Origin of the sequence: Ornithobacterium rhinotracheale DSM 15997 (assembly GCF_000265465.1) — a bacterium.
GTDB lineage: Bacteria > Bacteroidota > Bacteroidia > Flavobacteriales > Weeksellaceae > Ornithobacterium > Ornithobacterium rhinotracheale.
The window spans coordinates 1,358,998-1,384,776 of the sequence record NC_018016.1; the positions used below are offsets into that span (position 1 = coordinate 1,358,998).

The window sequence follows — 25,779 nt, forward strand, 5'->3', positions numbered from 1 at the left end:
CTTATTTTTTTACTATCTTTCCCCTTTCAAAACAATACAAATTATGAGTTGGTTTAAAAAAGTTTTTGGTTCTGAGAAAAAAGAAACTTTAGATAAAGGTTTAGAAAAAACCAATCACTCTTTCTTTGATAAAATGAGTCGAGCCGTAGTTGGTAAATCTACGGTAGATGAGCAGGTGCTGGATGATTTGGAGGAAGTGCTTATCACATCAGATGTTGGGGTGCAAACTACCATTAAAATCATTGAGAGAATAGAGGAGCGAGTAGCGAGAGATAAATACATAAACTCAGTAGAATTAGATAGAATTTTGCGAGAGGAGATTATGGCACTCTTGGCCGAAAATGAAACCGAAGATTTTGAATCTTTATCAATACCAGAACTTCCGAATGGTGATCCTTATGTGATTATGGTTGTGGGTGTGAATGGCGTGGGGAAAACTACCACCATCGGAAAACTAGCTAAACAATTTAAAAATCAAGGAAAAAAAGTGGTGCTCGGTGCGGGCGATACTTTTAGAGCTGCGGCGGTGGATCAATTACAGATTTGGGCAGATCGCGTAGGTGTGCCTATTGTGAAACAAGCTATGGGCTCTGATCCCGCATCTGTTGCTTATGATACAGTGCAATCGGCTAAGGCGCAAGGTGCAGATGTTGTGTTGCTTGACACGGCAGGGCGTTTGCACAATAAAATCAACTTGATGAATGAGCTTTCAAAAATCAAGCGTGTAATGCAAAAGGTAATTCCAGATGCTCCGCACGATGTAATGCTGGTGCTAGATGGCTCTACGGGGCAAAATGCCTTTGAACAAGCCAAGCAATTTACCCAAGCTACCGAAGTTACCTCGCTTGCAATCACTAAATTAGATGGAACGGCTAAAGGAGGTGTCGTGATTGGGATTTCAGACCAATTCAGCATTCCAGTGAAGTTTATTGGAGTAGGAGAAGGGGTAGATGATTTGCAAGTTTTCAATAAAGCAGAATTCGTTGATAGTTTCTTTAAAAAAACAAATTAATACCATTTAAATAATGAAAAATAGTATCCTCATTTTAGATTTTGGATCTCAGTATAATCAATTGATTGCAAGAAGGGTGAGGGATTTTGGCGTTTATGCCGAGGTCATTCCTTGTACTTCAAGTCTAGAAGAAATCAAATCTCACGAGCCAAAAGGGATTATTCTCTCTGGCGGACCGTCTTCGGTTTTTGCAGAAGATGGCTACCGAGTAGATAAGGAAATTTATGAACTGGGCGTTCCTGTGCTTGGAATTTGTTACGGAATGCAGCTTACAGCACATTTATTAGGCGGTGAGGTGAAAAAGGGACAAAAGGGAGAATATGGAAAAGCTGATTTCACAATCACAAACTCTTGTTCGCTTTTTGAAGATATTCCAGAACAATCAACCGTTTGGATGAGCCACTTTGATGAGGTGATGAAAACGCCAGAAGGATTTGAAGTCGCTGGTAAATCAGAAGCTGAGATTGCCGCTTTCTTTAACGAAGAAAAACAAATTTATACTGTTCAGTTCCACCCAGAAGTTTCGCATAGCGAATTTGGCGAAAAAATGTTGAATAATTTCGTTTTTAAAGTTTGTAAATGTGAGAAAAACTGGGCTTTAAATGATTTTATCGAAGCAGAAGTTCAGCGAATTAAAGAAAAAGTTGGCGATAAAAAAGTGATTTTAGGTCTTTCTGGAGGAGTTGATTCATCGGTAGCGGCTGTGTTAATTCATAAAGCAATTGGGGATCAGCTAACTTGTATTTTTGTAGATACAGGTTTGCTCCGATTGAACGAAGGAAAAACCGTAATGGAAACCTATGGAAACACTTTTGACATTAATATTATTAAAGTCGATGCCAAAGAAAGATTTTTATCAAAACTAGAAGGTGTTTCAGATCCTGAGCAAAAAAGAAAAATCATCGGGCATGAGTTTGTTGAAGTATTTGATGAAGAAGCCGCAAAAATTGAAAATGCAGCTTTCTTGGCACAAGGAACCATTTATCCAGATGTGATTGAATCTCAGTCGGTAAAGGGACCCTCAGCAACCATTAAATCTCACCACAATGTGGGAGGCTTGCCAGAGGATATGAAACTGCAATTATTAGAACCTTTGCGTGAATTGTTCAAAGATGAGGTGCGTCGAGTAGGAGTGGAATTAGGTATTCCGAGAGAATTGGTATATCGCCATCCGTTTCCAGGTCCAGGTTTAGGAATTAGAGTTTTGGGTGAAGTTTCCGCTGAGAAAGTTGAAATTTTGCAAAAAGCCGATGCAATTTTTATTGAAGAATTAAGAAAAGCTAATTTGTATGATGCCGTGAGCCAAGCTTTTGTGGTTTTATTACCAGTGAAGTCAGTGGGCGTAATGGGAGATGAGCGCACTTACGAATATACCGCAGTCGTTCGTTCGGCAGACACCATAGATTTCATGACGGCCACTTGGTCGCGATTGCCATATGAATTGCTTGAGAAAGTATCCAGCCGAATCATTAATGAAGTAAAAGGAATCAACCGAGTTGCTTACGATATTTCGTCGAAACCACCAGCAACCATAGAGTGGGAATAGAATTTAGAAATCGCAGAAATTCAAATTTCTGCGATTTTTTTTATTATATGAAAGTTTAAAAAGATAGTCCTCCTATAAAAGACTGATAAAAATATTTTAAGTATAGGTGCGAATAAAATATACATTTATATAAAAAAGTGTAATCGAAGGATAAAACCATAAAAAATCCTACCTTTGTAAAGAATTCACACTTGCAACCTCATGAAATCTCAATACACGCCACAGCAATTTGAGCGAATCAAGAAGTTCTTGCCATACATCATGGCGACGGCGATTTTTATGCAAATGCTAGATGCTACGATTCTGAATACCGCTTTGCCTGCCATGGCAAAATCGCTCAATGTTTCGCCACTCAATATGCAATCTGCCATCATCAGTTATGTAATTACATTGGCACTTTTTATCCCGATTAGTGGATATTTGGCAGATCGGTATGGGACTAAAAAGATTTTCATTTTGGCACTATTTATCTTTGGCGTAGGCTCGCTTATGTGTGCTTTAAGTTTCTCGTTGAAATTTCTGGTTTTGTCTCGAATTATCCAAGGTTTAGGCGGAGCTTTGATGACTCCCGTAGCGAGGCTTGCTCTTATGAAAACTTACGAAAAATCTGAGTTTGTGGCAGCTATGAATTTCGCTATTATCCCAGCCCTCATTGGCCCCATAGCAGGTCCGCTCGTTGGGGGATATTTAGTGGATTATTTAAGTTGGCATTATATATTTTTAATCAATTTACCAATTGTAATTATTGGGATTTTACTTAGTTTAAAATTTATGCCACAATTTTATGGCGATGACCCGCATTTAGATTTAAAGGGCTTTTTGTTATTTGGTGCTTCCTCTGTATTATTGTCTGTTGCGTTAGAAGTTATAACTAACGAAAGTTTATTCATCTATGGCGTTATAATGCTAGTTTTGGGCTTAATGTTTTTGCCTATTTATTTTAGGCATGCCAAGAAGCGAGAATTTCCAATTTTCCCAACACATTTGTTCAAGGTAAGAACATTCAGAATTGGGCTTTTGGGCAATTTAGCCTGTCGATTAGGCATCAGTTCTTTGCCGCTGTTGGTACCACTTTTAATGCAGATAGACTATCAACAATCTGCTGCCGTTTCTGGGTGGATCGTTGCGCCCATGGCATTTTCTTCTATGCTTGCCAAGCCTTTAGTCGTCCCGATTTTAAACCGATTTGGCTATCGCAGAATTTTAATAGGAAATACCATAATCATAGGCTTATTAATTGCCTCGATTGCCATTCCGTCGAGAGGGGCGAGCATTTATGTATTTATCCCGATTTTAATCGTTTTAGGATTTTTCAATTCGATACAATTCACGGCGATGAACTCCATTGCTATTGCCAATTTAAGGAATTACCAAACCAGCAGTGGGAATAGCTTGCTTTCAGTAAATCAGCAGATTGCTATTGGTTTTGGGATAGCGATAGGATTAGCTATTTTAAGATTTTTTCAGCACAATCCGTATTTCACACAATTCGGAATGCACGATGCGTTTAGATTTACCTTTATAAGCATTGGGGCGATTACAGTGGCATCTACATGGGTGTTTGCACGCTTAAATCCTACGGATGGTGACAATCTTAAGACCAAAAAATAATTGATATTTAATTTTTTAAGTTGGGCAGAAATCAATATTTTTGTAGAAATTGATAAAGTAGAATATGAAGAAAATATTTTTAAGCCTTTTGGTAGGCGTGAGCGTGAGTACTTTTGCGCAAGAAGATTTAATTAATTCACTTAAAAACAACAAAAGTTCGATCAATGGTTTTGTTTTTACGCCCGTAAAGGTAAACGATGCAACATCGGTTAAAAACCAAGGACGAAGCGGAACTTGCTGGAGCTACTCAGGAAACTCATTTCTAGAATCTGAGATGTTGAAAAAAGGAAAGCCAGCAGTTGATTTAGCCGAAATTTATACTGCGAGAAATACATATATCGACAAAGCTAAAAATTATGTGCGCATGCACGGAAATGTGAGCTGGGGCGATGGTGGAGAGTTGCACGATGTGATGAACTCTTACAGAAAATACGGAGCTTTGCCGCAAGAAGTGTATGATGGATTGAATGAAGGGCAAAAGCTAAATGATTTTGGCGAAATGCAATCAGCTTTAAAAGCGTATTTAGATGCTATTATTAAAAACAAAAAACTAAGCAAAAACTGGCTTAAAGGCTTTACTGCTATTCTAGATGCATATTTAGGCAAAGTGCCAGAAAAATTCACTTATAAAGGAAAAACTTATACCCCAAAAACTTTTGCTAAAGAAGTGGTGGGGCTAGATCCAAACGATTATATCGAAATGGTATCATTGAACGATGAACCAAAGTTTGAGTATGTATTCTTCCCTGTGCCAGATAACTGGAGCTTTGACTATGCATACAATATCCCGATGGATGATATTACAAAAGTGATTGATTACGCTATCGAAAAAGGATACACAGTGGGATGGGCAACCGATGTTTCAGAAAAATACTTTAGCTGGGTAAACGGTGTGGCTTATGTGCCAGAAAAAAGATATGAAGACATGAGCGATAAAGAACGCCAAAATATGTTCAGCACTCCGCCGACTAAAGAGCGTGAAATTACGCCAGAGATGAGACAAGAAGCTTTTGATAATTACGAAACTACAGACGATCACGGAATGCACATTGTAGGTTTGGCAAAAGACCAAAATGGAAAAGAATACTACATCGTGAAAAACTCTTGGGGTATGAGCAACGATTATCAAGGCTACCTTTATGTAAGCAAAAACTATGTGAAATATAAAACTACTGCCATTCTGGTAAACAAAGCAGGAGTTCCAAAATCAATTCTTAAAAAATAAAATTTTCTGAATTGTAAAACATAGAAAATCTATCAAAAAGCCCTTTTTCATTGATTGAGAAAGGGCTTTCTGTTTATTGCCTGTTAAAAACAAAAAACTATAATTTTAGGTAAGAATAAAAATTTACGTTACCTTTACCCGCCTATGGAAGAAGATTTTTTCTGCAACGAGCTCGTCCAAAAATTTGAGCAAATGATTGAGAATAAGGAGAGTCTATATTTTGATTCAGATGAATTGTCGGAAATTATAGAGCATTATCTTTCAATCAGAGACATGGAGTATGCCCAAAAGGCAATAGAGTTCGCCAAAGAAATCCATCCAGATAATTTAAATATCTTGGTCAAAGAATTTGATTTTAGCATAGAAAACAATCAAATTAGAAAAGCCGAACGCCAAATGCTGGAACTAGAATCCATGGCAAGTGGCGACATCGATTATATGATTGCTTGTGCTAAATTTTATTCAGCCAAAGAGGAATACTTCAAAGCCATTGATCTGTATCAGCAAGCTTTGAGCCTTGCCGAAGACGAGGAAACCAAAATTTTTCTTTTACACAATTTGGGCAACGAATACCTAAATATCGATAATCTTGTGCGAGCTTTTCATTATTTTAAAAACATTCTAGCCATAGATCCTCAAGATGAGGAAGCCTTTATTTCCTGCATCGATTGCTTTGATGAAATGGGGAAAATCCATGAAAGTTTAGATTTTATACATCAATATTTAGACAAAGATCCGTATTCAGAATACGCTTGGCTAGAGTTGGGACGAAAATACCTTTTAATTGAAAATTATCCCGAGGCACTCAATGCCTTTGATTTTGCCATCGCCATTAATCCTAAAAGTATTAATTCTCTAATGCTAAAGGCTTATACCTTAGAGCTTTTTGATAAATACGAAGAAGCCATTGAGGTGTACAAAGAAGCCGCGGAGTTGGAATATACCACAGCGACAACTTTTATGAAAATAGGTCAGGCTTATTTAAGTTTAGACCAAAAAGAAAATGCACTCGAGGCGTTTCATACGGCAATTCACGAAGACCCTCAGCTAGACAAAGCTTGGTATGAGGCGGCACTGGTGTATGAGGAGCTGGGGCAATATCAAGAAGCGTTGCAATACATCAATCGTGCGATTGAGCTAGACGAAACCAATGTGACTTACCATAAACGAAAAGCCTATTATTTTGTGCAAATGGGCGATTTGGAAGCCGCAGAAGTATGTTACCAAACGATTTTGAAGCTCGAAGGGCACAAATTCATCAATTGGCATGCTTATGCAGAATTGCAGGTGCTTTTGGGCGACTGCAAGGCAGCGATAGATACCATTCATGCCACGTCTAAAAGATTCAATCAGCCAGAATTATTGTATCAATTAAGCCATTGTTATTTTAATTTAGACGATATGGCAAAGGGCATTCAATATTTGAAAAAAGCCCAGCAAGTGGCACCAGAGCTTTTGCCCGAAATGATTGAAAAATATCCGATTTTAAAGGATTTTCTCAAAATCATTTCTGCATTGGATTAAATTACAATTACTTAAAAAAAGCAACTAATAATTTAACGATGAGGTAACACTAAAAGTGCCATTTTTGCATTTGAGATGAGTTACTTTATCATTGGCGACATACACGGGTGCTACTATGCACTAGAGGAAATGCTTGCGCACTGGAATCCAGCAAAAGAAAAATTGATTTTGCTTGGCGATTTGGTGCACAAGGGCAAGCATTCTTATGCCGTGCTCGAAAAAGTGATTCAATTACAGAAAAAATATCCCGAAAAGGTAATTGTGCTCAAAGGCAATAACGATGAAATCTTTCAGCAACGCTACGAGGAAAGCATCACGCTTTCAGACAAACAAAAATTTGAAACCTATAATTTGAATTATCTCTCTGTGTTGCAGTGGCTGGAGGAGTTGCCACATTTTTACGAAGATGCCAAAATCTTTGCGAGCCATGCAGGATTTCCTGCACGTGCCGACGAAGAAAATGGCGAAATCGATTTTTTGTTTCACAAAGGCGAGCTCAAAAAACTCAAAAAAACGCAATTCCTTGGGCATGTTGTGGTCGAGGAGCCTAAGTTTGTAAAAGATAAAAAAGCTTGGTATCTCGACACGGGCGCAGGCTGGGGCAAATCGCTTACAGGAATAAAACTTAGCAAAAAAGCAAAAGTGAATCAAGTCATTAGCATTTCGGTGACTAAAAAAGATGTTTGCATGCATTAGATTGGTAAAGAATTTGTAGCTCTATTTTCTCAAGATATGAATTTAGTAGCGCACCAATTATTATCCTTTAATCAGCCCGAAATTCAAGTGGGAAATCACTTGGGAGATGTCATCAAGGGGAGAAGGCTCAGTAACTTTCCCCATGAGATTCAAAAGGGAATTTTATTGCATAGGCACATCGATTCTTTTACCGATTCGCACCCCGTGGTCAAGAGGAGTTGTGCTAGATTGTACGAGGATTATGGCAAATATGCGCCCATCATAGTCGATATTTTTTACGATTATTTTTTGATTAAAAACTGGGGGAAATTCTGCAAAAAGGATTTTAATACTTTTAGAAAAGAATGCTACAAAGTGCTTTTGGCATACAAGGAACTATACCCAGAGCCCTATCGACACTACACCGAGCTTTTGGCAAAAAGAGATTGGTTTTATCAATATTCTACCATGGAGGGCGTGGAGCTTACGCTCAATAAACTAGGAAGCCGCACACGATTTTTCAACAACATGCACATGGCGGTAAAGTCGCTCTATGTAGACGAAGCACTTTTCAATAAAGATTTTTTAGAATTTTATCCCGAATTAGAGCAATCCTGCCGCGAATTTTTAAAGCTTTCGGCTTAGAAAAATTGCTTATATTTGTAAGGTGAGCAATCCAATCTTAACTCCCATAGACTATTTAAACGGGCTGGGCCCGCAACGAGCTGAGGTGCTAAAATCTGAGCTCAAGCTCTTTAATTGTCGGGATTTATTGTATCACTTTCCGTTTCGTTATATCGACAAAACTAAATTTTACACTTTAAAAGAAATTACCAATTTTTCGTCTGAAATTCAGATTAAAGGCACAATCATCAATATGCAAGAAGTGGGCGAGGGGCGAAAAAAACGCATTCACGCTACTTTTCAGGACGAAACGGGGCAAGCCGATTTAGTTTGGTTTAAATATTCGCCATGGCTTAAGAAAAAAATTTCGGATTTAATCGCAAAGCCTATCGTAATTTTTGGGAAGCCGAGCCTTTTTCAAAACCGAATCAGTTTCACGCACCCAGAAATGGAAACCGAATCGGCGCACCAAGCCGAAGGCAAAGGGCTAGAGCCTGTGTATTCTACTACCGAAAAAATACAGAAAAAAGGCATTACGCCCCGCATTTGGCGAGGCATGATAGAGCAGGTTTTGGAAATGGTAAATCCCTACATTCGGGAAAATTTATCTAGCGAAATTAAACGAAAATATGATTTAATCGATAGAAACAAAGCCTTTTACCAAATTCATTTTCCTAAAAATGCAGAAGAGCTGAATCAAGCCCAAAAAAGATTAAAATTTGAGGAATTTTATTTTCTGCACCTTTCATTGCAAATGCAAAAAGCCATAGGCAAAAAGAAATTCAAATCGCAAGCATTTTCTTCTGTGGGCGATTATTTCAACGATTTTTATCATCATCATTTAGGCTTTGAATTGACCAATGCCCAAAAGCGTGTGATACGAGAAATCCGTTCGGATATGGCAAAATCTAGCCAAATGAATCGCTTGTTGCAAGGCGATGTGGGGAGTGGGAAGACCATCGTGGCGTTTATGTCGATGCTCATCGCTGCCGACAATGGATTTCAATCGCTATTGATGGCGCCGACAGAGATTTTGGCGCAGCAACATTATTATGGCTTAAAGCAAGAAGCCGACAAGATGGGACTTGAGATTGCACTGCTCACAGGAAGCACCAAAACGGCAGAACGCCGAGAAATTCATCAAAAGTTAGAAGACGGAAGTTTGCATTTTTTGGTAGGCACACATGCTTTGATTGAGGACAAAGTAAAATTTAAAAATTTAGGTTTTGCCATAATCGACGAGCAGCACCGCTTTGGCGTGGCACAACGAGCCAAAATCTTTAATAAAGGAATTTTGCCACCACACATGCTGATTATGACGGCAACACCGATTCCGCGAACGCTGGCAATGACGCTGTATGGAGATCTGGATATATCGATTATTGATGAATTGCCCGCGGGTAGAAAACCGATTCAGACGCACCATATGCTCGAAAAAGATCGCTTAAAATTGCTCGGATTCATGCGTCGAGAAATCGAGAAAGGTAGGCAGATTTATATTGTGTATCCGCTGATCGAGGAGTCGCAACAATTGGACTACAAAGCACTCATGGATGGCTATGATTACATCGCTACGGAGTTTCCTTATCCTGATTTTGCGATTAGCATCGTACATGGGCAAATGAAACCAGCCGATAAAGATTATGAAATGCAACGCTTTGCCAAAGGCGAAACCGATATCATGGTGGCAACGACGGTGATAGAGGTGGGTGTGAATGTGCCGAATGCCAGCGTGATGATTATCGAAAGTGCCGAGAAATTTGGGCTGTCTCAATTGCACCAGTTGCGCGGTAGAGTAGGGCGTGGTGGCGAGCAGAGTTATTGTATTTTGATGACCAAAGATAAGCTAAACGAAACGGCCTACAAACGAATCCAAACCATGTGTCAATCTACCGATGGGTTTAGAATTGCCGAAGTAGATTTAGAATTGCGAGGCCCTGGAAATGTGATGGGAACCCAACAAAGTGGTATTTTAAATCTAAAGATTGCAGATTTAAAAATGGATAAAACCATATTTCAAGCAGCCAGAAAGGCCGTGGAAGATACACTAGAAGAAGACTTTAACTTATCAATGACCAAAAATGCCAATATTCTACATTTTTTCAACCTTTATCACAAAAAGAAAATCGGTTGGGCAAATGTGGGCTAAAAAATTTTAATTCCTGAAATAAAAATATATGAAACATAAAATAATCGCAGTATTTTTGTTACTGAGCGTAGCAATTAGCTGCCAAACGAATAATAAACCTAAAACTATGAGTACAAATTTAGAAACAGCAACTTTAGCAGGCGGGTGCTTCTGGTGCTTGGAAGCCGCTTACGACCGATTGAAAGGCGTAGAAAATGTACAATCTGGATTTGCCAACGGGCACACCGAAAATCCAAGCTACAAGGAAGTGTGTACGGGCGAAACGGGACATGCCGAGGTAGTGCGAATTACTTATGATCCGAGCCAGATTGATTTCAAAACATTGTTAGAAGTCTTTTGGGTTTTGCACGATCCTACTCAGCTTAACCGACAAGGCGAAGACATCGGGACGCAGTACCGTTCAGGGATTTTCTATGAAAACGAAAAGCAAAAAACAGAAGCCGAGGAATCGATGAAAAATTCAATCGCACGCGGGGATTATGACAAGCCATATGTAACTATCATCGAGCCTTTGAAAGCCTTTTACCCTGCCGAGGATTACCACACCGATTATTTTGAATTGAACCAAACACAGCCGTATTGTAGTGCGGTGATTGCCCCCAAGATGAAAAAATTTCAGGCTAAATTTAAAGAGCTTTTAAAAGATTAAAATTATTATAAGAGAGATTGTTCAAAAGGCAATCTCTTTTTTATGTAAAGATATTAGCGTTTAATTTTTATATTTACGATATATTAAATCGGTAGAAATAAAAGTTTTTTTGACTGTGAATTAAATAAAAAATAAATCATGAAGATAAAGAATTTTGAATTTAAAGCTCGTGTTTCTAATATAGAATCCTATCAAGAAAAATTATTAAGTTTAAACCCCAGATATGTAGGAGAAGATCATCAAATAGATACTTATTTCTGTGCCAAAGAGGGGCGACTGAAGCTTAGAGAGGGCAACATCGAAAATGCTTTGATTAATTATCAACGCGCAGATACTAGCAAGGCAAAGGAATCTAAAATAATTCTGTATAAACATAAGCCAAGCGAGGCGTTGAAAGAAATCTTGACATTGCAATTGGGAGTGAAAGTTATCGTAAATAAAAAAAGACAAATTTATTTCATAGACAATGTCAAATTTCATTTTGATAAAGTAGAGGGATTGGGCACCTTTCTAGAAGTTGAAGCCATAGATACCGAGGAGGAATTTACACTTGAGCAATTAGAGGAGCAGTGCAACAAATACTTTGAGTTTCTTGGGCTTACATCACAAGATTTGGTAGATAAATCTTACAGCGATTTATTGATGGAAAAAATAGAAAAAATATAATTTTTTAAAGCCATGCAAGTGAGTAGAAATATATTAGCCTTGGGCTTAGCTTTTTTGATTATAGTAGCAAATGCGATTTTTGGGTATTATTTTGCACCAGACGAAATTACGATAACCCCTTTGGTTGTTTCAAGCACGGCACTGCTTGTGTGTTTCGGGACTAAAAATTTAAGGGTCATTTACATCGCCGTTTGGACATACATTTTTTTAGGGTTAAATGATATTTTAATTAAACTCTTTGGCGGAGGAATGCACGATAGCTTAGGGCAGGCTTTAATCAATTCGGCATCATGGATTGGTTTGGTGCCCGTGCTTATTATTTTGATTACTAAACTTATTAAAACCAAAAATATAGAAACCACAACAGAGAGAGTTAAGGCATTTATATTATTTGTAATTCTAGTAATTATACATTTTGTATTATTTTTAAATTTAGGGCAAGGCAGATGTTGCAATTGCTAAAAATTTTAAAATCACATTTAAAAAAGCTATTTTCGCAAGTCAAATAAATATTTGTGATTAAAAGTTTATCCATAGTATTGATTATGCTCTTGCTTTTGCCCCCAGCATTAAAGCTGGGCGTGTGGGTAGACTTTAAACTGAACGAACAGTATATAGCACAAAACCTTTGCGAGAATAAAGAAGTGCCTGGCTCAGATTGTCATGGGAAATGCCATCTAGGCAAGCAACTTAAAAAGGTAGAAGAACCCGAACAGAAATCCTCTACTCAGCCCATCAAAGTCAAAGATTTAGAATGGGTATATGTCTTGTTTTATACCGAAAAAACTAATCATTCCATAAAAAAACGCAACGCCAAAAAATTCTATGCTTGGATAGAGGAATCGCTATGTTCCAAGTATCTTTTTAGCATATTCAAGCCACCTCAATTCGTTTAAATAGCACATAGCCTGTTGCTCTGCAAGTGGAGCGACTTTTCTTTAATTAAAATAATATTTAAACAGAATTTAAAATGAATTTAAAATGAATTTAAAACAAATCCTAGCAAGCACAAGTTTGCTAGCAGGTGGCTTATACGCCCAAACGATTACAGAAAATGTAGAATTATACCCCATCAGTGTCATTGCAATAGATGGTACATCACAAATGCTCAACGATGTGTTGTTGCCTAGCAAAGCGCAGCTTTCTTATGACGGAGGAGCTATTTTAAAGCAAATCCCCGCATTTCAGAGTATTAAAAAAAGTGCAAGTTATGGAGCAGATCCCGTTTTTAGAGGATTTAAATACGATCAGCTAAATATAGTGCTCAATGGAGCGCAGTGTGCCACTGCCGCTTGCCCCAACCGAATGGATCCGCCTACCAGCCAAATGCACCCAAGCCATGTAGAGCGTATCGAGGTGCTGAAAGGTCCTTATGCGTTGCGATATGGCGTAGGGCTGGGAGCTACGATTAATTATATTTCGTCTCCCAATCATTTTTCCACTCAAAACAAAACTTACGGCGGACTTGCCACTTCATACGAATCAAACGCCAACATTCACCAAAGTCAAGTCAATGTAGGGCTGAGCGGAAATGCTTATGATATAAACCTTTCGGGATTTTATGCCGAGGGGGGCAATTACAAAGCAGGAAACGGCGAGGAAGTTTTAGCAGGATTTCATCGAGGAAGCTTTAGGCTAAAATCTGGCTTTAAACTTAATCAAACGCAGCAGCTCACTTTGGGAGCCACTTACAACCGAGGCAGAGATTCGGATTTTCCTGCGCTCGGCATGGATTTGCGCAAAGATGACACTTGGTTGCTAAATGCTAGACACAGCGCAAACTTTAATCATTCATGGCTTAAAAAATGGGAAACCACGGCTTATGCCACATTGGTAGATCATTTAATGGATAATCAAATGAAGCCTACTCCGCGTATGATGGATGTTTCCTCTGCCACCAAAACGCAGAATTGGGGCGGGAGAACCGAGCTAGAGTTTAGACCACAGAACGGAAAATGGTTTGTGGGAGCAGACTTTAAAGCCGAACAAGCAGAAGGAACTCGTGTGAGAACCATGCTTAAAGGAAAAATGGCAGGCAAGCAAATAGAAGATAATTCATGGCAAAATAGCCAAATAACTAAAGCAGGCATTTTCTCTGAATATCAATTAAAGACACAAGCCTTGGAATATGTGCTTTCGGCTCGCCTCGAATGGAATCAAGCAGAGGCAAAAGACGCTAGCAAAGGCTTTTTGGCATTGTATCCAAAAAGCAAAAGCAGTCAGCTCAATCCTAGCCTTAGTGCAGGAATTATCAAAAACTGGGAGGCTGTGCAAGTAGGATTTTGGGTAGGCAGAGTACAACGCAGTGCCTCGCTCACCGAGCGATTTATCAATTCCTTTAGCGTGGGGCAAGACCCGTATGAGCTTGTGGGGAATCCATTGTTAAAAGCTGAAAAAAACAATCAGGCAGATTTTACTTTCCAATGGAAAAAAACAAAAACGCTGATAGATGTAGATGTTTATTTCTCGTATCTGCAAGACTTTATCTCATCTAGGATTGCACCTACTTTAAAGCCTAAAACGCCGATGAGCCCAGGTGTGAGAGTCTATACAAACATAGAAAAGGCATACAAAACAGGTGTGGAGCTAAGCTAGAAACAGCAACTTGTGTCCTATATTCAGCAGCAGATCAGCTTGGCATACAGTTATGGGCAAGACCTTGAGTGAGCAGAAGCATTGCCGGAGATGGCACCCCTAGATTTGCGTTATGCCTTGAGGGGAGATTTCTTCCGCCACCGATTGCAACCGATGTTTAGCCTGCGTTATGTCGCAAAACAAGACAGAATTTCAAAGGAATTTGGCGAAATTCCTGCACCTGAGTTCACGGTTTTAGATTTCCATACCACTTGGCAATTGAATGCTAAAATGGCTGCCAATGTGGGCGTAAATAATTTATTGGACAGGGCTTATTTCGAGCATTTAAGCCGTGCCGTGAGAGGAGGAAAGACACCTATTTACAGCCCAGGACGAAGCTTTACGCTAGGGTTCAATTATACTTTTTAATCCACTCAGCATTTAATCAAAAAAATAGAGAGGTTGCCTCATTTTTAGGCAGTCTCTCTATTTTTTTAACTAAGTTATCCATGCATAAACTCAACGGCAGGTTTTGCCAAATTGTTGCTTATGTTTTATAAAAAACTTGCGCAAGTTTTTTATAAAACTTCACTTATTTTTAAAGAAAACCATAGATGATTTTATAGCTAAGCCTTAAGGGTTAGTCTAATAACCTATAAGGGTTAATATGGAAACCCTTAAGGGTTAGTTGTGAAACCCATAAGGGTTTTGTTTAAAACTAGCTTAAGAAATGCAGAAAAGTATGGGAGAAAAATTCGAAAAGATAGGCAATAATGCATGAAAAGATACCAATAAAAGCAAGTGAATAAAGGCCAGGAAATAAAAAAACAAAACACAAAAAAAGCCTTTCCCCTGTGGGAAAGGCTTTCTAAGTTCAATTAAAAAAAAATCAAATTATTGATTGTTTCTCACGATGTAGTCGGCGATTTTTTCAATCAAGTTTACTCGGTCTTTGCCTCCGATATTGTGTTCGTGCATTGGGTAGGTAAAGAAATCTACCTGAACATTGTTTTTCACAGCAGCTTCTAGCAGGCTCATACTGTGCTGAGGAACTACCACATTGTCGATACTTCCCGTGATGAGCATTAATTTACCTTGCAGATTTTGGATATAATTAGAAACCGTGCTTTGCTTGTAGCCCTCTGGGTTTTCTTGTGGCGTGTCCATGTAGCGTTCGCCATACATTACCTCATACATTCTCCAGTTGATGACAGGTCCACCCGCTACCGAAGTCGTGAACACGCCTGGCTTGCGAAGCATTAAGCTAGAAGCCATAAAGCCTCCAAAGCTCCAGCCGTGCACAGCGATGCGTTTGGCGTCTACAAAAGGGAGTGATTTCAAATACTCTACGCCAGTCATTTGGTCTTCGATTTCTTTGTTGCCTAAATGTCTGTGAATTACGCTTTCAAATGCAAATCCACGATTGGCAGAACCGCGATTGTCTAGCGTGAAAACGATATAATCGTTCAAGCTAGCAAAGGCAGGCTCCCACATGCTCGCACCACCTAAAAATGAATTGGTTACCAATTGTGCATGCGGACCACCATAAACATAAATCAAAACTGGGTATTTTTTATTTGGGTCGAAGTTCTCTGGCTTAATCATACGGGCATATAATTTGGTGCCGTCATTTGCCTTTAAATCCAAAAATTCGATGTTTCCTACTGCGTAGTTTTTCAGAGGATTCTCGCTGGTTTTGATGATTGTTTTTTTGCCATTTCGGGTGTCTATGATTTGTGTAATGCTCGGAATCTCGAGCGAAGAAAATTCGTCGATTAAGTAATTTCCATCTTCGCTCAAAGTAGAGCTGTGTGTGCCTGCGGTAGGAGTGAGGTTAGTAGTTTTTCCAGATTTTAAATCTGTTTTAAAAGTTTGCGTGTTGCGTGGATCTTCTCCCGTACCTGTGTAAATGACAGATTTCCCGTCGTTGCTAAAGCCTAAAATATCTTTTACCACCCATTTGTGTTTGGTCAATTGCTTATTGGTTTTGCCATCTGTGCTTAAAAGATAAATATTTCTAAATCCATCTTTTTGGCTAATCCAAAGCAAGTTTTTAGTAGAATTTGGCACGAAAACCGCTGCATTTTCTGGCTCTACCCAAATGTTGTTGGAATAAGAGAAAATCGTATTCACTTTTTTGCCCGTAGCCACATCATAGCGGTTGAGGTCGTAATGAGTAGTTGCACGATTGATTTCAGCCAAAACGATGTACTTTTCATCTGGGCTCCAAGCCAAATTGGTTAAATAATGAAAATCATCGGTATTGATGTCTAAATAAGTGGTTTTGTTGGTTCTAAAATCATAAATCCCTACTTTAGCGATTTCGCTAGGGTCGCCAGCCATTGGGTATTTAATAGGCATTGGTGTAGCAGGAATTGTGTTTAAATCCACTAGCGGATAGTTGGTTACCTTGGTTTCATTTTTTTGATAAAAAGCCAAAAGATTTCCATTCGGAGAGAAGAAAATCCCTTTTTTGATGCCGTACTCACTACGGTGAATCGCTTGTCCAGAAACGATGTTTTTATCCTTGCTATTGGTTACCTGCAAGATTTTGCCCCCGTTTGGTTGCGCAACATATAAGTTGTTTTCCATCGTGAAAGCCACGCGATTGGTATTTTTATCGATTTCGGCATTTTCGGCATTCTCAGGAAGTTTAATGCTTATATTTTTATCATTTTTGATGTCCCAAGCGTAGTAAGTATTTCCAGCTTTAAAGAAAAGTTGATTGTTTTTATAGCTTAATCTTGGTAAATATCTTAAATCAGGAAATTTGGATTTAATTTCTTGAAAACCAATGGTTCTTGTTTCTTTTCCTTGCGTATTTTTAAAAACGAGTCCACGCTGGTCTTGGTAAAAGAAATTTTCACCAGCCCAGTCTAGGTTGTAGAGCGTTTCAGGGTAAAGTCCTTTGTAGTAGCCCATTACAGCATCTTCTATGCTTAATTTTTGCTTTTGGGCTAAAAGCGAACTGCTTTCAAATACGAGTAAAAAAAGCAGTGTGAATAATTTAAATTTCTTCATCGGAAGGAGTTTTTTTAATTAAAAAATCATTGATATGTTCAAAGCCATTTCGTAAGTTTAAATCGCGTTGCGGGAACGGAATTTCGATTCCCTCTTTGCTAAAGGCTTCAAAAATGGCATAATATAATTCACTTTTCAGTAATTTAGGTCTTTGGATATAGGTAGAAGTCCACACCACAAGCTCAAAGTTTAGCGAGCTATCGCCGTAATCGTCAAACAATAGTTGAGGTTCTGGAAAGTTTAAAACACCTTTGTGTTTTTGAGCAACTTCGAGTGTGATTTCACGCACTTTGCTTGGGTTTTCGTTGTAAGAAACGCCAATCGGGAAGCGAAAACGCACTTTTCTCTCGTTATAAGACCAGTTGATTACTTTATTATTAATAAATTCAGAGTTGGGTACAATGACATTGATGTTGTCGTTGGTTACGATTTTGGTTGAGCGCATAGAGATAGAAGTTACATCGCCCACGATGTTGCCCACCTCGATACGGTCGCCCACTTTAATAGGGCGTTCAAACAAGATAACTAAACCAGAGATAAAGTTTTGTGCAATGTTCTGCAAACCAAATCCAATCCCCACACCCAGTGCTCCTGCCAAATAACTGAACGAACCAAAGTCAAACCCCGCTGATTGGAAGATAAATATAATTCCTAAAAAAAGGAATATATATCTAAAAATTGAAGAAATCGAACTTCTTACGCCACGGTCTGCAATACGAGAGGATAAAACTTTGTTTTCTAGAAATTTTGAAAGTTTTTTGGCGATCAAAAGTAAAATTACAAATGCCACTACCATATAGAGTGCCGTGAGCAATGTAAATGGTTTTTGACCAATTTTCACCAATTCTATGTTGAAAAAGGCTTTGATCTGTTCCCAAAACTGATTCGCAACTTCTTTAGATTCTTCCATAAATTTTTAAGTGTAATTTTTTCGAACTCGCAAGGTACAAATTTATTGTAAAATTATTGAGCATGGATTATTTTTTGTTTAAATCATTGCCCTTTACGGTGTAGTACCAAGCAAGCCCCATTTGTTTGTTGTACATGTCAGTCAGTGTTTTGTCCTCGTTCACCTTTTCTTCTTTCCAGTTTTTTAGGTTGATTTTATCCTTCTTTTCTTCTCTAGGCAGGTAGTACAAATCATTCTTTTTTATGATTTTTTCAAAAGAAATGGCCTTGTCTTTACCTGGGGAAAGCAGGGATTCCCCAAAACTATAATAAGTAAAGTTCGGAGGTGCAATCATTTCTATGAGCGTAGGAGCAATATCGATATGTGTGCCTGGCGTAGTGTTTAGCTCGGCAGGAATTTGCTTGCCATATAAAATGAAATTGACTGAGCTTCTTTCATACAGATTGGGCTGGTGAGTGATAAATCTTCTACCAAAATGATCCCCCGTAAAACCAAAGATGGCCTCAGGGAATTTTTGCTCGGCACTTGCTACAAAATCGCCTATACATTTATCCCCATACCACAAGTGTCCCATTTCTTTCAGCGTAAGCCCATTGTCATAATACTTTTGCAAATCCTTAGGGAAATCTTCTTTCTTTTTATACGGAAAGCCCTTTTTGTCCACATTTACAGTATAAGGTGTGTGGTAGCTGGTCGTGAGGATTAGATTAAAGGTATATTCATCAGGATTAATACTTTGATTTACTAATTTAAACAAATCTTCGTCTTCCACGCCCCAGACATTCAAGTCGGTCTTGTCGGCATAATCCATGGCAGAATACACATGATCTGCACCTTGGTAGAGAGAGAAATCTCCGATGTTTTCCCAGCTTAAAAAACCGCCATAAAACAAATTAGTCTTGTAGCCTAATTTTTTAAACTGTTCAAAAATAGAAGTCTCAAAAGGAGCTACCGTTTCGCGAATATGGCTAATGTTGATGCCCGTGTAAGGAATATTGGTAACAATGCTCCCAAACGAGTTAAAGGTGGCATAAGATGCTGGTAAAAAATGCGTGAAACGCAAAGATTTATCGGCAATGGCACTTAGATTTTCAGACAACTTGAGCGGACGATATTTTTCCATCAGCGGCCATGAATCATAACTTTCCATAATGATTAGAAAGATTTGTTTTGGCTTCTGGATCATAGCCCCTTGGGTTTTCTTTTCTAGCAAATCCGTTACTTTTTTAGCCTTAAAAATCTGATTGAACTCCTGTTCTGAAAGAAAAGGATTTTTAGAGTTTCCATTTATTTCATTAAACTCATCATACGCATACATCAAAGACCTAAAAGGATTTATAATAATTTTGTTGATGAAAGAATCCTTAGAAACCGCAGAAGTGAATTTCCTCACGGGAAAACCAGTAAAAGAACCTCGAATTCCTCCAACAAATAGGGTGATGCTAAGTAGCACAAGTATCGTTTTGCCAGCGAGGGAGTTTATTTTAGATAATTTATGGAAGATGATTTCTGACTTTTCAAATTTCTTGAAAATATAAAGCATCAAAACGATGGCTACAATGGCTGCAAATGAATTTAAAAAAGGATGAAAGTCTTTTAAAATACTATTGAAAGCTGCTTTTTGATCATCGTAAATCGCTAAAAAAATGAAGTGATTAAATTGCTGATTGTATTCTTTAAAATAATTTAAAGTAACCACACAGATGAGTACTCCTAGGATAGAAAATAAAATCTGCATGATTTTTCTTACTCCGATTACAAATTTTAAACGGCTCGTGAAACCAGAAAATGCAAACAGTAAAAATAGTGGCAGTATGGTGAAGTATCCCATCACAGTACAATCGAACCTAAATCCCATGAATAGAGCCCGAGTAAAATCTTTCCATTCAAAAATCTGGATTCGTTGATAATATAGGCAGGCAAAAATAATTCTAAACAGACTGAAAAATACAATGCCTACAAACCAAAAGAATATTAGATTACTTAATTCTTTCAGAAAACTTTTCCACTTCATCAATTTAATTTTAACGCAAAAATAAATAACTTTAAGTTTTATAAAGAAATTTTTTAGTGAAAAAAGATAGTTTCTAAGTTTCTGTCAAGAAGTATAAAGTTTTGCACCTCAATTAATTATTAGAAATAAAAAAAATAGCCATTGAGAATCTGAGATAATCAATGGCTTTAATTGAGGGTGACCAATGGGTCTCGAACCCACGACCTCCGGAACCACAATCCGGCGCTCTAACCAACTGAGCTATGGTCACCGTGTTTGCTTTTGCGAGTGCAAATATAGTGATTTTTTTTAAACTGAAAAATAAAAATAAAAAAATCTATAAAAAAAGTGCTTTCGGTAAGAAAGCACTTTTAGATTTTCATGAGCGACAAGCTTATTCAGCAGCAGCTTCGTTTGATTCTTCTGCAGAAGTTTCAGGAGAGTTTTCTTCTTCCTCATCTTCATCGTCGTCATCAGCATCAGAGCCTGCAACGGCAGTACGAGAAGTTTTAATCAAACATACAACATCGCTATCTGGGTGCATCAAAGTGTACTCGTCTACGCGGATGTCTTTTACATACTTTTTGTGACCAATTCTCATTTTAGTGATGTCTACCACTACTTCGTCTGGCAAGTTAGCAGGCAATGCTCTAACTTTAAGTCTTCTCAAGTTGAAACGAAGAACCCCACCAGCCATAACACCTCTTGCTCTACCTTCTAGGCGAACTGGGATGCTCATAGTTACAGGTTTGTCATCAGTAATTTGGTAGAAGTCTGCGTGTAAGATAGCATCAGTCACTGGGTGGAACTGGATATCTTGCAATACACAGTTGATAGTTTCTCCTCCGTCTAGCTCAAGTACAACAATGTGTGCCTCCGGAGTGTAAACTAAGTCTTTGAAACTTTTTACATCAGCAGAAAAGTGGATTGGTTCTGCTTCACCGTAAACAACACAAGGAACTTGTTCAGCATTACGAAGTGCACGCGTACTAGCTTTGCCTACGCTTTCTCTTTTTTTCCCTTGAATCGTCAATGATTTCATTTAATTAAATATTTAGTGTTAAAAATTAAAATTTCGTGATTTTTTCTTGTGTTATATTACAAACTTTCTGCTGATAGACTGTCTGTTGTGAACTAAATGCATTACATCTGCAAATAACGAGGCGCAAGATACAACTTTTATTTTAGAAACATCGTGTCTTTTTAAAGGAATTGTGTCTGTAACTACAACTTCTTCTAAAACAGAGTCCTGAATACGCTCATAAGCTTTGCCGCTCAATACTGCGTGAGTAGCCATGGCACGAACGCTTCTCGCTCCTTTTTCAATCATAAGGGCAGCCGCTTTGGTAATGGTGCCAGCGGTGTCGATCATGTCGTCTACGATGATTACATCTTTATCCTTCACATCACCAATTAGCATCATATTTTCTACCACATTGGCCTTCTTTCTCTCTTTGTAGCAAATTACGATATCGCTCTTTAAGTAGCTAGCATAGGCATTAGCTCTTTTGGCTCCACCCATGTCTGGAGAAGCGATAGTGAGATTTTCTAAATTTAGATTTCTCACGTAATCTACTAATATGGTAGAGGCGTAGATATGATCCACAGGAATTTCAAAGAATCCTTGGATTTGGTCTGCGTGCAAGTCCATCGTCATTACACGAGTGGCGCCTGCTGCGCTCAAAAGATTTGCCACTAATTTAGCCCCTATCGGAACTCTTGGTTTATCTTTGCGGTCTTGTCTAGCATAGCCAAAATACGGAATCACCACGGTGATGCTTTTAGCAGATGCGCGTTTGGCAGCATCGCACATAAGGAGGATTTCCATTAAGTTGCTGTCTGGCATAAAGGTTGAGCCGATGATGAATACTCGAGCTCCACGGATTGATTGCTCAAAACATGGCTGATACTCGCCGTCGCTAAATTCAAGGAATTTAACATTACCTAATTCTTGCCCATAGTGCTGAGCAATTTTTTCGGCTAAGACTCTACTTTGTCGGGTTGAGAATAATAATGCGGGTTGGTCCATTGGATTATTTAATTTGGTTGCAAAATTATAAAAACCTTGAAAAAATTAAAAGTAATTTGGCTATGAATAATTTTTTAATTTCAAACATATTTTTTAACAACGAAAAATCTTTAGCTTCAAAAATCATAAAAAAATGAATTTTTGAACTGAATTAGCCCAATACAAATTGGCGAAAAATCGTGTGAAAATGAATTTTTTTAGCCCTAAAAATTAAATCAAATTTTGTGGCTCGTAAATAAAATATTACTTTTGTTAAGTTTTAAAACCAAATCCCAAATGGCAGAAAAAGGAGCAATTATAGAATTAAGAGATGTAGATGTGTACCAGAAAGATTTTTTGGTGCTTAATAATGTAGACTTCAGATTGGAGCGTGGCGAATTTGCCTATCTAATCGGGAAAACGGGGAGTGGTAAAAGTAGTTTGCTCAAGGTTTTGTACAGCGATTTGCCTTTGCAGCGAGGCGAGGGTACCGTGGCGGGATTTGATTTGGCAAAACTCAGCACACGCAAAATTCCTTTTCTGAGAAGAAAATTGGGAATCGTGTTTCAAGATTTCCAGTTGCTAACGGATCGAAATATCGAAAAAAACTTAATTTTTGTGCTGAAGGCAACGGGCTGGTCGGACAGAACGGATATTGATAATAGAATCAACGAAGTGCTGGAACTAGTGGGCATGGCGACTAAAAAACACAAAATGCCGCACGAGATTTCGGGAGGTGAGCAGCAGCGTATTGCGATTGCGCGTGCCTTGCTGAACCACCCAGAATTGATTTTGGCGGATGAGCCTACGGGGAATTTAGACCCTGCAACTTCGGTAGAAATTATGAATTTGATCAAGAAGATTTCGGTGGAAAACGATATGGCAGTGCTTATGGCAACGCACGATTATTCTTTGATTAAAAAATTCCCAGCCAAAACTTTCCGATGCGAAAACGGAAAAGTAATCGTAGCCGAAAGCGAAACTTTGTTTTTGGATTAAGGGAAATTAAATTTTATAATATTTTAAATGAGCATGCTGGATAGTGTGCTTTTTTTATGTTTTGGGGTTTGTTGATTCAATCCACAAAGAAAAATCCAAAGGCATTATACGCAGCATGAATGAAAATGGTGAACAAAGCAGCTTCGGCATTGCCATATCGATTTGTTGTCTTTAAATAAAAGTTATTTAAAATCAATGCACTTACAAAAGTCATTAGCATATAAAGCCAATTGTATGTGTGGAAAAGTGAAAAAACAACAGACATAGCTATCAAATAGAAATAAAAAGATTTGATTTTAGTTAAACGCAGTAATTTATACAATAAATATTGAGAAAGTATAGTTTCAATAATGGGGGCGAAAATGACAATTGTGGTAAATTTTTCTACAACATCAGAAAAATCAAAATTAGCGTTTACCCCATCGTAACCAAAGAAATGCTCGTTGATACAGGAGAAGAAACACCCATTAATAATCATCGCTACGATTGTGGAAATAATAAAAAAGATTCTATGTGTTTTCATCTAAAAAAATAATTCATAGAATTAAAAATGATATGAATGGCAATAGGGAATAAAATATTTCTCGTGGAGATAAAAGAAAAACTTAAATAAGTTCCTGCTAAAAATGCAAAAATGTATTGCTCGGGTGAATGGACAAATGTAAAAAGGCAATTGGAAATAATGAAAGCAATGATATAGTGGTATTTTTTATAACGCTGCATCAGTCCATTTAAGATAATTCTCCTAAAATATAACTCTTCAAAAATAGGGGCTATTACGGAAACGCTTAAAGCTGAAAATGTAACTTCTTTTTTACTTGGATAATTTAGTTGGATTGATAAAGCATAATCTATGAGTAGCAATATAATAGGAGCAAATAGAACAGATAAAAAACCTATTTTGATATATTTTTTTTCGAAGAAAGTAATAGGGGTATTTTTTCTTTTATTGTATAAAATAACCAAAAGGCAAGGGAAAAGTATCGCAAATACCATTAATATATTTAAAGAAGCAAACGAGACTTCTTGAACGATATTGTCTATTATGAAAACACCTATCCCAGCAAAAATGAAAGAAAATAGGATGAGAGCGAGTACTTTTAATATTGTGTTTGGGAAAAAATTCTTTTTCATGATTTCTTAAATGTTATCTATTATTAAAGTTGATTAAAAGAGTAGTTTCCTTTCCGTCATAAATGAGTTTAGATGTTGATTTTAAGGGAGTGATTCCATTATCTTCCCTTTTAAAGAAAAAATCTTGATACTCAAATTTATCATCACTTATTCTTAGTGTAAAGGAAGAATTTGATAAGACATAATCATCATCAAGTCGAATTATAATAGATAAATTACCATCTTCATTTTTTTCAAAAGAATCACTATAAATTTCTTTACCTCTCTTGTCTAATTTAAAAGCCCACTCTTTGTTATTTATTTTAGTGCAGTAAAATCCTTTTTGAGCAAAATTGTAATAGGAAATAAGCCAAGAGCTATAAAAACTCCGTAAAACATTCTTTAATAATAAAAGATGTTTCTTGTCAAGGTTTTTGGGGGTGTTTTTTATTCTTAAACGCCCGTTTGTCATAATTTTTCCAGATATTTTTTCTTCTAAAAAACTAAAATAAATCAAGTTTTTCTTCCTCAATAGTTGAGAGTTATTTTTATTAAAAATAGAACGAAAATTCTCTAAACTATTTTTTCCTGAAGCAGAAACATCTGCAAGATTTATAGTGTCGAGAATGTTGCTTGCATTACGATATGTATTCTGCTGAGCATGCACGGAAAGAGATAAAAGAAAGATGAATAAATAAATGTTTTTCATGTTAAATTTTTCTACAAATTTAAATGTTTTTAGCTTTGTGTGTAAATAAGACACCTAAAAACATGAAAAATTACTTTTTGAGTCTGTTGTTTTTATGCTTATGCGTGAGTGTGGGAGCACAAGAAAGAATAAAATTAAGCCAAGTTGATATAGATAATAAAACTTCTTATTTTAAATTCAAAGAATCTCTAAATTCAGAGAATGGATTCAAGGAAAAGGAGCAATTGAAATTTAAAGGTGAGTATATAAAGGAGGGAGAATTAATACCTTTTGAAGGTGAAATATCATATAAGTTTTTTAGTAGAAAAGGAAATATAAAAATTTCTAGAATAAATTTTACTGAAAAAAATAGTTATAGAGAGATTATTGAACCAATTTTGAAAAGGTCGATAGAGTTGTCTTATTATCCTTATTTCCTTATCCTAAATGATAGGATGGTTAAATTAAATTGTAATTTAGATAAAAATGGAGATTACTTATTTAAACCGCTTATAGAAGATAATAAGAAAGTGACAAAAGAAGACAAGAATGCTAATTTTTATTTTTCTCTAACTCTTAATAAAGATAACCGAATACAATATGCAAGATCAGAGATAATGGATTCGGAAAATACAGATTATATGATAGAAACAGAATATGGAATGATTACAAATGAAGTAGTTATAAAATCTGCTTTTATAAAACTAACGAATATACATTCGAAAAATACGATAGAAATAAGATTTTCAAGAGAAGATTAATGAAAAAATTAAAATCTCTCACTATTTATTA

At 37.3% G+C, this 25,779-nt stretch carries 24 protein-coding genes and 1 tRNA gene; 16 read left to right on the forward strand and 9 right to left on the reverse strand.

The window, feature by feature from the left end; all coding sequences use genetic code 11:
• The first annotated feature begins 43 nt into the window (after positions 1-43).
• The 14 genes from ftsY (at position 44) to ORNRH_RS11625 (ending at position 14,684) form a co-directional block, all read left to right on the forward strand.
• Entirely contained in the window at positions 44-1,012 is a 969-nt protein-coding gene (ftsY, locus tag ORNRH_RS06405; protein ID WP_014791069.1) for a signal recognition particle-docking protein FtsY, read from the forward strand.
• A gap of 13 nt (positions 1,013-1,025) precedes the next feature.
• Entirely contained in the window at positions 1,026-2,558 is a 1,533-nt protein-coding gene (gene guaA / locus ORNRH_RS06410) for a glutamine-hydrolyzing GMP synthase (protein ID WP_014791070.1), read from the forward strand.
• Between the two features lie 201 nt (positions 2,559-2,759).
• Positions 2,760-4,169 (forward strand): MFS transporter, encoded by a 1,410-nt coding sequence (locus ORNRH_RS06415; protein WP_014791071.1) that lies wholly within the window; start codon positions 2,760-2,762, stop codon positions 4,167-4,169.
• A 64-nt stretch (positions 4,170-4,233) separates the two neighbouring features.
• Entirely contained in the window at positions 4,234-5,394 is a 1,161-nt protein-coding gene (locus tag ORNRH_RS06420) for a C1 family peptidase (protein WP_014791072.1), read from the forward strand.
• A 192-nt stretch (positions 5,395-5,586) separates the two neighbouring features.
• Positions 5,587-6,918 carry a tetratricopeptide repeat protein gene (locus tag ORNRH_RS06425; RefSeq protein ID WP_169313187.1) on the forward strand — a complete coding sequence of 444 codons (1,332 nt, stop codon included), beginning with the start codon at positions 5,587-5,589 and terminating at the stop codon, positions 6,916-6,918.
• A gap of 75 nt (positions 6,919-6,993) precedes the next feature.
• Positions 6,994-7,614 carry a metallophosphoesterase gene (locus ORNRH_RS06430; RefSeq protein WP_014791074.1) on the forward strand — a complete coding sequence of 207 codons (621 nt, stop codon included), beginning with the start codon at positions 6,994-6,996 and terminating at the stop codon, positions 7,612-7,614.
• 36 nt (positions 7,615-7,650) lie between these two features.
• Positions 7,651-8,238 (forward strand): acyl carrier protein phosphodiesterase, encoded by a 588-nt coding sequence (locus tag ORNRH_RS06435; protein WP_014791075.1) that lies wholly within the window; start codon positions 7,651-7,653, stop codon positions 8,236-8,238.
• Positions 8,239-8,260: 22 nt separating this feature from the next.
• Complete coding sequence (gene recG, locus ORNRH_RS06440; protein WP_014791076.1) at positions 8,261-10,366, forward strand: ATP-dependent DNA helicase RecG; 2,106 nt, start codon at positions 8,261-8,263, stop codon at positions 10,364-10,366.
• A 28-nt stretch (positions 10,367-10,394) separates the two neighbouring features.
• Entirely contained in the window at positions 10,395-11,015 is a 621-nt protein-coding gene (gene msrA / locus ORNRH_RS06445; protein ID WP_014791077.1) for a peptide-methionine (S)-S-oxide reductase MsrA, read from the forward strand.
• A 138-nt stretch (positions 11,016-11,153) separates the two neighbouring features.
• The gene (locus tag ORNRH_RS06450) at positions 11,154-11,681 is read left to right on the forward strand and encodes a class IV adenylate cyclase (protein WP_014791078.1); all 528 of its coding nucleotides are present in this window, start codon (positions 11,154-11,156) and stop codon (positions 11,679-11,681) included.
• A gap of 12 nt (positions 11,682-11,693) precedes the next feature.
• The gene (locus tag ORNRH_RS06455; protein WP_014791079.1) at positions 11,694-12,143 is read left to right on the forward strand and encodes a hypothetical protein; all 450 of its coding nucleotides are present in this window, start codon (positions 11,694-11,696) and stop codon (positions 12,141-12,143) included.
• 53 nt (positions 12,144-12,196) lie between these two features.
• Positions 12,197-12,577, forward strand: coding sequence for a hypothetical protein (locus tag ORNRH_RS11620; RefSeq protein ID WP_155814508.1), 381 nt, complete (start codon positions 12,197-12,199; stop codon positions 12,575-12,577).
• Between the two features lie 85 nt (positions 12,578-12,662).
• Positions 12,663-14,276 (forward strand): TonB-dependent receptor domain-containing protein, encoded by a 1,614-nt coding sequence (locus tag ORNRH_RS06465; protein ID WP_052040717.1) that lies wholly within the window; start codon positions 12,663-12,665, stop codon positions 14,274-14,276.
• 90 nt (positions 14,277-14,366) lie between these two features.
• Positions 14,367-14,684 (forward strand): TonB-dependent receptor, encoded by a 318-nt coding sequence (locus ORNRH_RS11625; RefSeq protein ID WP_052040716.1) that lies wholly within the window; start codon positions 14,367-14,369, stop codon positions 14,682-14,684.
• 465 nt (positions 14,685-15,149) lie between these two features.
• Here ORNRH_RS11625 and ORNRH_RS06470 read toward each other — a convergent pair whose 3' ends face one another.
• The 6 genes from ORNRH_RS06470 to ORNRH_RS06495 all read right to left on the reverse strand — a co-directional run bounded on the left by ORNRH_RS06470 (position 15,150) and on the right by ORNRH_RS06495 (position 22,208).
• On the reverse strand, positions 15,150-17,276 hold the full coding sequence (locus ORNRH_RS06470; RefSeq protein WP_014791081.1) for a S9 family peptidase: 2,127 nt from the start codon (positions 17,274-17,276) through the stop codon (positions 15,150-15,152).
• Entirely contained in the window at positions 17,263-18,186 is a 924-nt protein-coding gene (locus tag ORNRH_RS06475; RefSeq protein ID WP_014791082.1) for a mechanosensitive ion channel family protein, read from the reverse strand. The genes ORNRH_RS06470 and ORNRH_RS06475 overlap by 14 nt, the downstream gene beginning before the upstream one ends.
• 67 nt (positions 18,187-18,253) lie before the next feature.
• Positions 18,254-20,200, reverse strand: a complete 1,947-nt coding sequence (locus ORNRH_RS06480) for an LTA synthase family protein (protein WP_014791083.1) — start codon at positions 20,198-20,200, stop codon at positions 18,254-18,256.
• A 176-nt stretch (positions 20,201-20,376) separates the two neighbouring features.
• Positions 20,377-20,450 (reverse strand) — tRNA-His (locus tag ORNRH_RS06485).
• Between the two features lie 123 nt (positions 20,451-20,573).
• Positions 20,574-21,221 carry a 50S ribosomal protein L25/general stress protein Ctc gene (locus ORNRH_RS06490; RefSeq protein ID WP_014791084.1) on the reverse strand — a complete coding sequence of 216 codons (648 nt, stop codon included), beginning with the start codon at positions 21,219-21,221 and terminating at the stop codon, positions 20,574-20,576.
• Between the two features lie 51 nt (positions 21,222-21,272).
• A complete protein-coding gene (locus ORNRH_RS06495) occupies positions 21,273-22,208 on the reverse strand; it encodes a ribose-phosphate pyrophosphokinase (protein WP_014791085.1) in 936 nt (311 codons plus the stop codon).
• A gap of 276 nt (positions 22,209-22,484) precedes the next feature.
• Here ORNRH_RS06495 and ORNRH_RS06500 point away from each other — a divergent pair, with 276 nt between their 5' ends.
• The gene (locus tag ORNRH_RS06500) at positions 22,485-23,186 is read left to right on the forward strand and encodes a cell division ATP-binding protein FtsE (RefSeq protein WP_014791086.1); all 702 of its coding nucleotides are present in this window, start codon (positions 22,485-22,487) and stop codon (positions 23,184-23,186) included.
• Positions 23,187-23,262: 76 nt separating this feature from the next.
• On the opposite strand, the gene ORNRH_RS06505 is transcribed toward ORNRH_RS06500, so the two are convergent.
• Genes ORNRH_RS06505 through ORNRH_RS06515 form a run of 3 tightly spaced genes read right to left on the reverse strand, consistent with a single transcriptional unit; the run spans position 23,263 to position 25,008 of the window.
• Positions 23,263-23,709, reverse strand: coding sequence for a CPBP family intramembrane glutamic endopeptidase (locus tag ORNRH_RS06505; protein WP_014791087.1), 447 nt, complete (start codon positions 23,707-23,709; stop codon positions 23,263-23,265).
• Positions 23,706-24,320: a CPBP family intramembrane glutamic endopeptidase gene (locus ORNRH_RS11630; RefSeq protein WP_014791088.1), complete on the reverse strand. Its 615-nt coding sequence runs from the start codon at positions 24,318-24,320 to the stop codon at positions 23,706-23,708. The genes ORNRH_RS06505 and ORNRH_RS11630 overlap by 4 nt, the downstream gene beginning before the upstream one ends.
• Before the next feature lie 13 nt (positions 24,321-24,333).
• On the reverse strand, positions 24,334-25,008 hold the full coding sequence (locus ORNRH_RS06515) for a hypothetical protein (RefSeq protein ID WP_014791089.1): 675 nt from the start codon (positions 25,006-25,008) through the stop codon (positions 24,334-24,336).
• A gap of 62 nt (positions 25,009-25,070) precedes the next feature.
• Here ORNRH_RS06515 and ORNRH_RS06520 point away from each other — a divergent pair, with 62 nt between their 5' ends.
• Complete coding sequence (locus ORNRH_RS06520; RefSeq protein WP_155814509.1) at positions 25,071-25,748, forward strand: hypothetical protein; 678 nt, start codon at positions 25,071-25,073, stop codon at positions 25,746-25,748.
• Positions 25,749-25,779: the final 31 nt, after the last annotated feature.